The 13,080-nt window shown below is 37.4% G+C and carries 13 protein-coding genes and 3 pseudogenes; 11 read left to right on the plus strand and 5 right to left on the minus strand.

All coding sequences use genetic code 11. The features are described from left to right. Positions 1–121: 121 nt before the first annotated feature. From LIT25_07640 to LIT25_07665, 6 genes are all read left to right on the plus strand, one after another. A complete protein-coding gene (locus LIT25_07640) occupies positions 122–289 on the plus strand; it encodes a hypothetical protein (GenBank protein USK35176.1) in 168 nt (55 codons plus the stop codon). A 93-nt stretch (positions 290–382) separates the two neighbouring features. Continuing rightward, the gene (locus LIT25_07645; protein ID USK35177.1) at positions 383–625 is read left to right on the plus strand and encodes a hypothetical protein; all 243 of its coding nucleotides are present in this window, start codon (positions 383–385) and stop codon (positions 623–625) included. A gap of 753 nt (positions 626–1,378) precedes the next feature. Continuing rightward, positions 1,379–2,218, plus strand: coding sequence for an ImmA/IrrE family metallo-endopeptidase (locus LIT25_07650; protein ID USK35178.1), 840 nt, complete (start codon positions 1,379–1,381; stop codon positions 2,216–2,218). 101 nt (positions 2,219–2,319) lie between these two features. After that, positions 2,320–2,814: a hypothetical protein gene (locus LIT25_07655; protein USK35179.1), complete on the plus strand. Its 495-nt coding sequence runs from the start codon at positions 2,320–2,322 to the stop codon at positions 2,812–2,814. Between the two features lie 405 nt (positions 2,815–3,219). Beyond that, positions 3,220–3,999 (plus strand): ABC transporter ATP-binding protein, encoded by a 780-nt coding sequence (locus tag LIT25_07660; GenBank protein USK35180.1) that lies wholly within the window; start codon positions 3,220–3,222, stop codon positions 3,997–3,999. Further along, on the plus strand, positions 3,977–4,780 hold the full coding sequence (locus LIT25_07665; GenBank protein USK36198.1) for an ABC transporter permease: 804 nt from the start codon (positions 3,977–3,979) through the stop codon (positions 4,778–4,780). The genes LIT25_07660 and LIT25_07665 overlap by 23 nt, the downstream gene beginning before the upstream one ends. Before the next feature lie 127 nt (positions 4,781–4,907). Here LIT25_07665 and LIT25_07670 read toward each other — a convergent pair. From LIT25_07670 to LIT25_07690, 5 genes and pseudogenes are all read right to left on the minus strand, one after another. Continuing rightward, positions 4,908–5,081: pseudogene (locus tag LIT25_07670) on the minus strand (alpha/beta-type small acid-soluble spore protein). 216 nt (positions 5,082–5,297) lie between these two features. After that, positions 5,298–5,507, minus strand: a complete 210-nt coding sequence (locus LIT25_07675; GenBank protein ID USK35181.1) for a hypothetical protein — start codon at positions 5,505–5,507, stop codon at positions 5,298–5,300. A 698-nt stretch (positions 5,508–6,205) separates the two neighbouring features. Beyond that, a complete protein-coding gene (locus LIT25_07680) occupies positions 6,206–6,304 on the minus strand; it encodes a YjcZ family sporulation protein (protein ID USK35182.1) in 99 nt (32 codons plus the stop codon). A gap of 732 nt (positions 6,305–7,036) precedes the next feature. Further along, the gene (locus tag LIT25_07685) at positions 7,037–7,255 is read right to left on the minus strand and encodes a hypothetical protein (GenBank protein USK35183.1); all 219 of its coding nucleotides are present in this window, start codon (positions 7,253–7,255) and stop codon (positions 7,037–7,039) included. Between the two features lie 748 nt (positions 7,256–8,003). Continuing rightward, positions 8,004–8,321 carry a hypothetical protein gene (locus LIT25_07690; GenBank protein ID USK35184.1) on the minus strand — a complete coding sequence of 106 codons (318 nt, stop codon included), beginning with the start codon at positions 8,319–8,321 and terminating at the stop codon, positions 8,004–8,006. A 549-nt stretch (positions 8,322–8,870) separates the two neighbouring features. Here LIT25_07690 and LIT25_07695 point away from each other — a divergent pair. The 5 genes and pseudogenes from LIT25_07695 (at position 8,871) to LIT25_07715 (ending at position 12,142) form a co-directional block, all read left to right on the plus strand. Further along, a pseudogene (locus LIT25_07695) lies at positions 8,871–8,966 on the plus strand (helix-turn-helix domain-containing protein). Positions 8,967–9,096: 130 nt separating this feature from the next. Next, positions 9,097–9,639: a DUF6022 family protein gene (locus LIT25_07700; GenBank protein USK35185.1), complete on the plus strand. Its 543-nt coding sequence runs from the start codon at positions 9,097–9,099 to the stop codon at positions 9,637–9,639. A gap of 272 nt (positions 9,640–9,911) precedes the next feature. Continuing rightward, entirely contained in the window at positions 9,912–10,409 is a 498-nt protein-coding gene (locus LIT25_07705) for a DinB family protein (protein USK35186.1), read from the plus strand. A gap of 439 nt (positions 10,410–10,848) precedes the next feature. Continuing rightward, complete coding sequence (locus LIT25_07710; GenBank protein ID USK35187.1) at positions 10,849–11,871, plus strand: DUF3231 family protein; 1,023 nt, start codon at positions 10,849–10,851, stop codon at positions 11,869–11,871. 37 nt (positions 11,872–11,908) lie between these two features. Then, positions 11,909–12,142, plus strand: a pseudogene (locus LIT25_07715) (hypothetical protein). Positions 12,143–13,080: the final 938 nt, after the last annotated feature.

A 13,080-nucleotide genomic window follows, 5' to 3' on the forward strand; every position in this document is an offset into this window, starting at 1 on the left:
ATGCAACGTTACACGTTGCTACAGCATAAAAAAAGAACATAAAACAGAAAGGTTGTCTATGTTGACTAAGTCAACAATGGAACACATAATGATGTTGACTAGGTCAACTGGAGGGAGTTACATGAAACAATCAACTGGGCGTATTCTTGAGACTTTCCCTGCATTTAAAGGGAAATTAAAGGCGTATGAGAACGTTTTATCAGCAGAAGAAGCAATGGACGGATTAAATCCTGTAGAAGCAACATTTTTAACATTAGCTTGGTTTTTTGAAGACCCTGGACGCCAATAGTTTAACATTGGTTTGTTGTATAACCATTTAGACGATGACTGGCTGGAACAAGCATTAGAATTAATGGCTCTATTTTTCAGAGAAGATACCTTTTTGATAAAAAAGCCAGCTCTTTCGTTTGTTCGGAAAGGCAGCGATGGCTTCTTTTCGCAAAAACAATTTGCCGATTATTTAAAAGAGAATGGATTGAATTATGATAAACGGAAACTGAATGTGTATTATTATCGAGGCAAGATACCAGAACCGGATTTGGAACTGGGAGGAACGGTCTATTGGAGCAGGGCATCGGTTGAGACATTTTGTGAACAAGAAAAAAGCCGTTTGAAAACGGATTAATCGGTAAGGGGAAGGGTCTTGTCTTAAGGGAATGGCTATATCTGAATCCTAGAAAGATCGTGGCAAAGGGTATGTATTATCATGTTCTTGTTGATGTGCGTTTTTAACCAGGAGTCTAGGGTACCTGTTCTTTTTACTGCACAAATAAAAAGGTAAAGAACGTAAGCAAAGGATATAAAACTAAGTTCATTAAAACCTTGGTACTTTTGGGGAGCCCAAAAGGGTCTGCTCATCGATTGTAAGGCTGCAAAAAACGCATCCTAACATTCCCTGGCATCTCGCTTCACTCTAAAATTCAAGCGAACAACAGTCTGTAAGAATGATAGCCATCATTCAACATTCTGTTTGTTCCAATGCATTTCTTAACGAGTGAACGACTCTGAAGATCAAAATCAAAAACGAAAAGAATTAAGCCAAACATGACAGCAGCCAATCGGCTGCTTTTTATTTTGTGTTTTTCCACCCTTTTGCGCTGCGAATCGTACAAGTACGCAATCCGAGCTAACCTTTCAGCAGCCTGAGCCTCCTAGGCTTGCGCCCTCCACCTGCTGAAAGCTAAGTCGGATAGTCAGCCAGTCAAGGGGCAATAAAGTATTTTGATTACCAACACTTCGTACCATCAAAAAACTTTTTGTGCTTATCCCTTGACCGTCTGCCTATGCTGCTTGTTCGTTCTCCACGTTAAAAGGGCGAAAATCATCCCCTTTAGGGAAGCGACTCGCTCACAGCGCAAAAACAAGGGAGGAAAAATCAATGGCAAAAACAAAAAGTAAAGCACTAGAAGAAATCAAAGATCAATTAGATCAAGGCATTCAGGAACTGATGACGAGTGAGAAGTTTCAAAAGTGGCTGCAATTCCTATCTAGTTTTCATAGCTACAGTTTTAACAATACCATTCTTATCTACATGCAACGACCTAATGCAACGCTTGTCAAAGGCTTTAACGAATGGAAAAAACATGGCCGGTTCGTTGAAAAAGGGGCTAAAGCCATTAAGGTGCTTGCTCCGTTAATTGGGAAGAAAAAAGAGAAAGAAGAAAGTAACAACGAGGAAAAAGAAAAGAATGTTCTTTACGGTTTTCGATTTGTGAATGTGTTTGATGTTTCAAGTACAGATGGAGAAGAGCTTCCAACACCTACAGTCAAAATGTTAGAAGGAGACGGAGAACAGGAAAAAGCCTTGCTGCAGGAATGGATCCAAAAAATAGATGTACCCGTCATTTTTGAAAACACAGGAGAGGCAAACGGCTATTATCACCTCATCCATCATTACATTGCCATTCATGAAGGGAGAAGCACCATCCAGCAGTTAAAAACATTGATCCACGAATACGGCCATCATTTACTGCATGCTAAGGGTGCAAAATTTGAGGAGGAAGGCAGTTGTATCAGAGAAGCACAAGCAGAAGCCGTGGCGTATGTAGTCATGAATCATTTTGGCTATGAGACTGGACAATATAGTTTTGGATACATTGCTGGATGGAGCCAGGATATCAACATCATGAAACAGATTGGGAGCGATATTGTCACCTGTAGCCGTCAAATCATTGAAGTACTTAATCAACAACAGCCTAAAGAAACGGCGACTGCTTAAATGCGGTTGCCCCCTTTCGGGGGTTTAAAATAATGGAAATAATTGACGCAATTATCTTGATGTCACTGCTAAACTGGATAGAAGAGGAAGGATGATAGTGGATGAAAACCTGTGCATATTGTGGAAGCCCGGTTCAATCTATTGATCGATATGAATACTATTGCACTTTTTGTATGATGAAGCTGAAAGATGAGGATGTTCAGGAGAACGGAAAGAGGAAAAACTACCTACCTGCATCGCAGCCTTCTCATTCTGACTTGAACAAAAGTACACCGGAGCTTATGCGTTTTTCCACGGTTGAACTGCTGTTCCTTTTGAAGTTCGCCAGAAAGGAACGAGCGGACATTTACACGCAGCGGTATATCTTTATTCGAGCGATGAAGGAAGGAGCAGACGAATTTACTGATGCAGAGGTATACACTTTTAATGAATATGAAAAAGCCACCCGAAAATGTTTTGTTCTTGAGAACCTAATCCGGGTACGGCTTGGATACTACCCTGCTAAACTGACAGATTCTTATATTCAGACTCTTGCAGCAAGAGTGGAGGAGTCCGTTAAAAAAGATATGGTGATCCAACAGCCAAAACTAATTTAGGGAAAATTATCATTAAAAGTACTAATCATTACATGATAGCGAAGACGATTAATAACCACCTTTAAATTCCAGGTGGTTATTTTGATGATCAATATGTAAGGAGGGTTATCGAATGCTCTTTTGTTGGCTTCCGATATCATGCTACCTTGATACAAGTCAATTCGGTCTAATTTTTATGCTTTCACTTTCACTTTTGAGACAGTTTTAGATTTCTTTCCTAAGGAAAATGGTCTCCCAACTATCTAACAATAAATAAAAGCTTATTTTAATCGTATTACTGGTTTTAACATCCAATCTGTTTTTACCAAACTACCATATGATAAAATATATTCTTTTTCCTAAAAACAAATATTATTGATGAAAGAGTTTACATTTTATTATTATCCTAATTTTGGAGGGATCGCCGTGGTCTTTTTACAGTTAAATTCCATTAGTCAAACCTACTTTTCAAAACGATCGGCCACAACGGCCTTAGAAGATATATCATTATCTGTTCGAGAAGGAGAATTCATCTCCTTTCTTGGTCCGAGTGGTTGTGGGAAAACGACAGTTTTATCGATTATTGCGGGATTGTTTCCTCCCACAGAGGGTTCTGTTACTCTAAGCGATCAACTCATTAAAGGACCACATCCAAAAATCGGATATATGCTTCAACAAGACTACCTGTTCCCGTGGAAAACAGTCAAAGAAAACGTGCTTCTCGGATTAAAATTAAGAGATCAGCTTAACGAACAACATGTATCTAACACCTTTTCGTTACTTAAAGAAGTTGGTTTAGAGGGTACCTTAGATATGTATCCATCACAACTTTCAGGTGGAATGCGGCAACGGGTGGCTTTTGTACGGACACTTGCTACCAACCCTAAGATATTGTTGCTTGATGAACCCTTTTCCGCACTCGACTACCAGACGAAACTAAAGCTTGAAGATCTAGTTTCAGTTACATTAACTGAGCATAACAAAACCGCAATCCTTGTTACACATGACATCAGTGAGGCCATTGCTATGAGTGAAAGGATCATTTTATTTTCAAAGAATCCAGGACGTATCTTTCGTACCTTTAAAATTCCAGAAACCCTAAGGAAGCTTACCCCATTTGAGGCTCGACAGCATCCTGATTTCTCTTTGATGTTCCAGCAAATTTGGGAGGAGTTGGAGCACACTGAACAAAACGACAGTGAATAAATCACATGCTGATTATCTTCAACGTATAAAAAAAGAAAAAAGAAATGTATTGTTTGTCCAGATTTTTATTTTTATTGCGTTTATGGGTTTATGGGAAGTTTCCTCAAATAATGGGTGGATTGATCCGTTATTATTTAGTTCGCCTAGACGGATAGGGTTACTGTTTATGAATAAGGTTAGTGACGCAAGTTTATTTCCTCATTTAGGAGTTACACTATCCGAAACATTCTTCGGTTTCTTGTTTGGAACCTTGTTAGGTACCCTTTTTGCCTCCCTTTTATGGTGGGTACCGTTCCTCTCAAAAGTGCTTGATCCCTATCTTGTCATTTTAAATGCTCTACCAAAAGTTGCGCTTGGTCCGTTATTAATTGTAGCACTTGGACCGAATTTCACATCTATTCTTGCTATGGGTATATTGATTACCGTTATTATTACAATAATTGTGGTATACTCTGCTTTCATAACAGTCGAGCCAAACTATCTTAAAGTAATCCAAACGTTTGGTGGTTCGAAGTTACAATGTTATAAAGAAGTCGTTCTGCCCGCATGTTTCCCAGCGATTATTTCAGTCCTAAAAGTAAATATTGGTCTTGCTTGGGTTGGTGTAATTATCGGGGAGTTCCTTGTTTCAAAACAAGGTCTCGGCTACTTGATCATATACGGATTCCAAGTATTTGATTTCACCCTTGTCATGCTCAGCCTCCTCATTATTGCAGTCCTTGCGACATTTATGTACCAACTTATCGAGATACTTGAACGAAAACTAATTAAAAATAGATAAGAGGCCGGTTGTCAGTCTTATCAACATTTTTATGAAATTTGGATCAATAGAGAATAATTTCAAAGAAAGAGACCCAAAAATGGGTCTCTTTCTTTGAAACAAACGTTACTGCCCTTGTTGTTTGACTAAGTTGCTGTTCTGCCATTGCGATAAGTTGCTTAGTCATTTGGCCTCCAACAGCACCGTTTGCGCGAGCGGTAGTATCTGCTTCAGGTTTAACTCCAATCTCATTGGCGGCTTCTTGCTTCATCTGATCTAGTGCATTCTCTGCAGTAGGTACCAAAAGTTTGTTCCTTGCCAAGACTCCACACGTTTATTTGAGCAATCGAATTACTGGTCATTAAGTTAACCGATTCTTTAATGGAGTAACATGACAGTAGTTTGCCAACATCAACAAGTGCAAAAAGAAAAATCCTGTTTAAATTAATACAGGATTTTGATCAATCTTTATTATAAACGAACAGACTTTTTTATAAATTATCAAACTTTATTCGAAATCTACAGTTTAAACCGGGTTTCATAGTTGACTTGTTAATTCAACTTTTCGGGCATGAAGATATTTATCCTCTTTTTCTAATTTTCTGATCTGCTCTCGGACATTTTCATCTGTTAAATCTTTATCAAGCTCATCTAATAATTCCATTTTTCTTTCCTTGTTATCAATTTGTTTTTGGATGATTTCCTCAATTTCTAATCTGATTTCATTTCTTTCTTCATTAAACCTCATATTCATTCCCCCTTTCGCCTATAAGTATTCTGCGAGAGAAGTGGTTATACTTGTCAGGTTTTTAAAAAAAGTTGTTTAAGGTATGTTTAGAACTCTAAAATTATTGGGATAATGTAATGAGGATGAAAGAATTGGGACATAATCTTGCTCACATTTATAAAATTAATACTTGCAATCTCTTATTTAAAGGGTTTTGATGCTCGTATGAGGTGGACGATAAATTTAACTAAACCTTAATTGGGGTACAGACACACCGCCGTCAAGCTAACAAGAATGAGATGGGCATGGGGTAGCGTCAGGAAAATGCGGATTTACAACGTTAAATATATATTTTCCTGACGCTACCCCTTGGAAGTGGAAAAAGATTTCTGGCGCAGGTTTAATCATTATCAACTTGGTTGGTCTATTCATGAACGGATTATTCTTCATATTGGCATTTATATTCTTATTGATCGCGGGAATCTTGGCGTTCAGAATCAAACCAAAACACAAACCTGAAATAGCTGCATAATTAAAAGGAAAAGCTGGAAAGTAATTTCTCCAGCTTTTCCTTTTAATTATGCCGTCCGATTTCAACTAAAACACACATTCAGTGTCTAAGGCATAAGATATAGAAAATGGCTGCCGATTCTTTATCAGCATCCTAATAAATGAGGTATCTGGTGGTATACCCCATTTGAGAGGAAGATAAACAGCTTTTAGCAGTGATCTTTCTTGAAAGAAGCGCCTACAATAATCAATAAGATAAACAATACAACGATTAACACAAAATCGTCTTTTCTGCGAAAATCACTCATTTATGATTCCTCCCTCCATTATCAGCTACTAATACATTATGTGGAGGAGTTATCAGTTGTTTGGACAAATGTATACAATTTCAAAGTTATTAACGGAAATTTTTATAATTTACTTGCCTTCTCAATTAAGAGTAGGCTTTTTTTATGCCGTCCGGAGGTTATTTCTCCCTTTAGAACACTGTCAGCACCTTCATGTGTAAGCTAAAGGATGCCATACTTCAAGAAGGAAGTATGCCTAGCGATAAACTTTTGATATTATCTGTTTTATGATAATAAAGTTAAAAACTTCAGTCATTCTATTCCACAATCGGGCCATATTCTGGAGTAAAAAAAGGCAATTAGGTGGTTCATCTCGAAATGTATGTTATTCCTTTCTTTATAGAGGGAGTTTAATGGAATAAGGATTGTAGTGTGAGTTATTATAACCTTGCTTGTGATAACAATTTATTATAAACTAAAAATCTTCTATATCTGCTAGTTTGCATGGAGAGCATAAAGTAGATACTGTATCTTAACTGACCTACCTGCCATGGGTCAGTTTTTTTATTCTGTCTCCCTCAATGTAATTTATAAAGTTATAACAACAGTTGTGACTTGAGGCACTTAATTATGGATTGGATAGGGTGGCTATCAAAGAAAAAAGCAACCGTCAATAGGTTGCCTTTTCTGACTGAAAAATAGAAGGTTGGAGGTATGATACTTGGCTTAATCTAATGTATTCAATACTGTTTTTTAGTGTGTTAGTCTTTTCTCATCAAATATTCTTATATAACGTACTTTTGAGGTGGTAATAATATTATTATCACTTTTTATGATAATAAAATCACATCGTTCTATCCTTTTTATAATTTCCTGAAAAACATCATCTTTCTTTATACTTGATTTTTTTCTTATATTTCCCCACTTAACATCACCATCAAGTGTATAACATACCCTGAATTCTTTTAACAATTTAATCTTCCCCTTAATTACTCTATACAGTATTAATTTTCTAGTTTTTAAAAACATTTAATACACAAGAAATAAAGAGTAATATAGATAATAATAAAGCCAATACTGCAATTACTTTAATTAGGTATCCACCTGTTGTATTAATAAATAAGTTATTAATTCCAAACCAAAACCCTATAATAAGTAATAATAAATCATGTATAGTTATTTTAATTTCTCTCACTCCATTGTACTAATTCCTTATTACTACAATTCGAAAAAATAATCTTATTTAATAGGGTTAGGATAATTATTATCTTCATTTTTAAAAAAGACAGTTACTTTTAAGACATTAAACATTTAAAAAACTACATTTATAATGAAATAACTATTATAAGCGACATCTACATGTATTTTCAAATATATGTTGGGGTAGCATCGGATTAGGGCGTCCTGAAGCTTTCTAAGAAAAAGAGGTTCGATTTCAGAATCAGCATGGGGATTTATTATAGCTTAATTGAATTGGTCTTTTGCTTTATATGGGACTGACTGTACAAGGTCATCAAGTCAAGAAAGTAAGGTAGCTTGATGATAAAAAAACGCTATTCTTTCTTTAGAAACCAAAGAAAGGATGGCGTTTTTTAATGAGCCTTATAGCTTCAACATGAGATTCATCTATATGCTAGAGAGTTGCAGAATTATAATATGGGCGAGTATTCTGCTCCCTCGTTTTAAATGGGAAAAACGAGACAAGGGGTTCCTTGTGATATTATTTCTTCTCGACTTTTACTAATCCTTTACCAAAATTATTTTTTTCAAAATAGCATATAACCTCATCATTAACTTGTATCTTATCACCCGAAAGTATGTTTTTAGCAGAAAAATAGATCCCTGTACCGTCATCAGCTTTTCCGTAGTATTGATTACCATTAATATCGCTAATCTTGTATTCCATCGTAATGTACCCAGAGGAACCATTGCTTTTAGGACTTGTATTGTTAACAGGAGCAGCTGTATGAGCTCTATCTAATACTAATACTATTAAAATTGATGAGAGCACCACAAGGATGATCACTTTTTTGAACATGTTGCTCTACCTCCTTCTATGTATTTTAAGAGATGAAAGAGGAAAGTAAATCCTTCTATTTTCCTTTAGTCTTTATACCTATGTCAGGACCAAACCACATTTATTGTAATGATTATCTCCCTCTCCCCCTAATTAAAGCTCTAAGTAATTATTAGAATAAGAGCTTCCCATGCCCAATCGTTAACTGTAAACTTTTCGATGGGAAGTGAATTTTTAATGAACTTATACAGAATGGTGATTTTTAAACTTACGAGGTAACTGAGGAGCCATTTTGCATCACTTTCACATTTTTCAATATTCCGTAATCGGGCGATTTCCTGTAGTAAGGATTGAGCTCTTTTTACATATAAGGGCCATATTCTGGAGTAAAAAAAGGCAATTAGGTGGTTCATCTCGAAATGGTATGTTATTCCATTGATATGAACGTTAGGGTTTATTTCGTATGCAAATCTTTAAAGCATCTACATATAGACTTTCGAAAAAAAGAAAAAATCTTGCTTATCATTGACGTTACATGAGCTTAGCTTGATAGCGATGTGGCGGTACCCCTATAAGGAAGGAAATATGACTGTAAATCAAATTTGTGAAATTACAAATGTGTATAGAGCTTCATTATATAGAAAGCTATCAGAAGGGAACAAATAGTCTTTCTTTATTCCATTTAAACCAATTGTTCATTCCAAAAAAAATAATTACAAAGTTGGTATGATTTGTTAAGATGAATGCGAAAGATGCTGTCGTCACTGAATGAAGAACATTTGGGAGGGGATTAACAATGAATGAGACCAAACCGTTAAAAGAGTTTCTTCAGGAAAGGAAAGAAAGTAGCATTGCCACGATCGCTCAGTACATTGAGGACCATATCGCGGAAAACTGGCAAAGCCTCTTCGAGAATAACCGGGATAAGTTGATGCAAGCATATAATGAGGCAGGCGATAGGGCGTACGGGACGTATTTACATCTGCTGTTTTTATCTGTTCATAAAGAGCTTAATAAGGCAGGATTGCGTGCGGAACCTAGATTGCCAGGCGATTTCGGCATTTCAAGAGAGTGGGGCAACATGGAAGACAGACAACGTTGGATGTGGAGCACCATTTTTTCTATGAATGAAGAGCCTTTAGGTACCTTAGTCACTATTGTGTTTCATGATCACACGCAGTTTCGGGTTCCCCGTCAGCCTGAAATCATCGCTTTACTCGAAACGCACAAGGAGGATGTCGTTGAGGCCCTCTCTTTCCGTTCCATTGACTTCAAGCAGGCGCGTGAATTCAAGATTGAATACGAAGAATACGTGCAGAATCAGCATAACAAAGGCTGAAGAACCAAAGGGTTACGGCTTATAGAGTTCTCAGTCTATAAAAATAGAAGCAGCAATTAACCCTATGAGCCTTCTATTGTATGAAATTAAAATACGAACGAAAAAAGCAGCCGTCAGCTGTCGATCGGACTTCAAAACCGAACAATAAGGGTGATTTCCTCTGGCTTTTCGGATTTTTGGGCGGACTACCTATCTGCTTTTGTTACGACTATAAATAAATTCGACAATATCGAGAAATGTTATGAGATAAAAAAATGGAAGGAGAGGAATTTATGGTCAAACAACTGATCGTCGGCGATGCAACGCATGAACTGGCCACTACGCGCCGCATTCTGGGACGCTTGCCCGAGGAGCATATGTCGTGGAAGCCGCACGAGAAATCGATGACGCTCGGCGGGCTGGCCACGCACCTGATCAACCTGCTGAACTGGCAAATCGCGATTTTTCAGTACCCGGAGTTCGATCTTTCGACCGTGCCGTTGCGGCGGGAGCCTTTGGAAAAACGCGCTGACGTTCTGGAGGAGTTCGACGTGAACGTCGACAAGTTTGAAAAGCTGCTCGCCGAATGCGACGAGAAAACGCTCGGCGAGGAATGGACGCTGCGCCACGGCAACCATATCATCCTCCGCGAGCCGCGGGCGATCGCGCTCCGCACCTTCGGATTAAGCCACATGGTCCACCACCGGGCGCAGCTCGGGGTATACTTGCGGCTTCTCGATATTCCGGTGCCGGGCATCTACGGTCCCTCGGCCGACGAGGAAGCCCAATGAACTAAGTTTCTCGATCCGATACGCGCCAAAAAGGTCGTAGGGCACCGGCATGAACGCCTGTACTCTGCGACTGTTTTTATTGTCGTCGAATACTGCTTTTGTAATCCATCCTTTGTCAAAATAACACCTAAAGTGACACATCCGGATTTAAAAGTTCTTTTTTTTGTTCATTTTGAGTATACTTTTACGAACTTTTTTGATTGTTACTTTCTTTAAAATAGACTCTGTTAAACAATGCTTTTGATTTTTCTTCTTACTAATGAAAAAACGCTAGTTCACATAATCAGATATTATCGGTATTAAAAAAGGATCTTCAAACGAAGATCCTTTTCTACTGCTTATTGACTAAAGATTAGCTTTAGGTAGCTTTTGTCATAATATACGATTATTTACAAAGAATATATCTATCAGAAAAAATATTCTTTGGAGGTAACTAATTATGACCGAAAACCGTACAAAACTAACCTCAGCCGAAATAGGCGCAATTTGGACTGCTTACATGAATGATAGTATGTCCAAGTGCATGTTAGGTTATTTTCTTAAAGATGTAGAGGATCAAGAAATTCGTTCTATTATCCAACAAGCCTATGACCTTTCATCTACCCACATCGAAAAACTTACTTATTTGTTTCAAGAAGAACAACTCCCATTACCTACAGCATTTTCAAGTGAAGATGTGAATATGAATGCTCCTCGCTTATATACTGATACGTTTATGCTTGAATATATTGGCCACATATCGAGAGCTGGTTTACTTGCATATGGTGGCTACGTTGCAATGAGTGCTAGAAAAGACATAAGAGCCTATTTTATGGAGGGGCTTACAGAAGTATCTAACTTATACGACACTGGTGCGGATGTATCTCTTTCAAAAGGATTATTTGTTAGAGCACCTTATATCGCTTATCCAACTAAAACAGACTTTATAGACAGCAAAAATTATTTTAGTGGGTTAAATCCATTTACCAACAAAAGACCACTAAATACAATAGAGATATCTTACTTACATATGAATACCCAAACCAACGTTATAGGAGGAAGCTTGGCACTTAGTTTTGCTCAAACATCCTCGAGTGAAAATATTCAAAAATGGATGTTAAGAGGAAGAGATATTACAAAAAAACATGTTCAAGTCTTTACAAAGATGCTTATTGATAACGATATACAACCACCTCTTTCGTCAGAAGTTGCTATTACTGATTCAACAACACCGCCTTTTTCAGATAAATTAACAATGTTTTTTATGTCATTGTTAAGTGCCATTGGAACAGGTAATTATGCAACGGCAGCAGCCGCAAGTCAGCGAAATGATTTAGCCATAAATTACGAACGTCTATCACTTGAAATCGCTCAATATGCGAAGGATGGTCTCGATATCATGATTAGTAATGAATGGATCGAACAACCACCTGGAACGATGGATAAAGAGAAACTTGCAAGAAATAAGAACCAAAATAGTTAAAATTTATTAGATTGGTTAACCAGTAGGAAGTGGATAAATGTCAAAGGAAGGACGAATGGAGAAAGTCCTTTGGAGTATTGCATTACCTGGCTTTGGACAAATTTTAAATGGTAAGTTTCTCAAAGGACTACTTTTGATACTATTAGAATTTTTAGTTAACGTTCAATCAAATTTCAATAAAGTGATTATGTATAGCTTTCAAGGTGAAATTCAAGCAGCTATTGACCATGTTAACTATCAATGGCTTATGTTTTATCCCTGTCTGGGGTACCGCCAATGTCTGAACCCCTAATTGGCGCTTTTTTTATCATTAAGGCCTATATTGGAAGTTTGAAAAAACCATGGACTCTGTCCAAACCTGCTGGGGAACTCTTCCCCAGCCCCCCTTTAAGGAGACGGCTCAGATATTAACAATACAACTCCGGTGATCCTTGCTGAGAATCCGCATATTAAATTTTTTAACAATTACCGCGGTTATGTACGTTGCACGGTAACTCCTGAAACTTGGACTACTGATTACCGAGTTGTACCCTATGTTAGACGTCCTGATGCACCGATTGCAACACGGGCAACGTTTATCGTGGAAAATGGAAAGAACGAATTGAAGAAGATTTATGATGTACCTCTCACTGTTACATCTCAATAAGGGGTACCACCAGGGTGTACCCTATTGATAAAAAGTACAGTATTGATTCTTAAGGATTTAAAACTTATCAAATACACCTATCAAAATTATATAATGGGATATTTTTGAAGTGTGGTCCTTGAAACCCTAAATCGTTTCCGTACCCCTTTAACAAGAGAAAAGAGCAAATCGAGGATCTCTTCTCACCATACCCAGAGACCATTTTTCACGACGATCCGGCTAAATGGGCAGAATTACTTGCAGCCAATTGGGGACTTGTTAAAGAACGCGAACTCGAATTCGCATAAAAACCACTGGAAAATAACCAGTGGTTTTTATTATATATTTTAAAGATCTCCAAACATCCGTTTCCAAATGCTTTTCTTTTCGATTTTATCTGGCTGTCTTTCTAAGCTTTGTATGTAATCTACATTTTTCGTTATATTATCTCCCAACAAAACGATCGAAATAGATAAAAGCGTATGTATCAAACATACGCTTTTACCTTTGAGGTGACAATATGGGTGGGAGGCACCAGAGATACTTGCGTTCTCTTACTATAAAATATGCCTTAAAACTAAAAA

Origin of the sequence: Bacillus sp. F19 (assembly GCA_023823795.1) — a bacterium.
Classification (GTDB): Bacteria; Bacillota; Bacilli; order Bacillales; family Bacillaceae; genus Bacillus_P.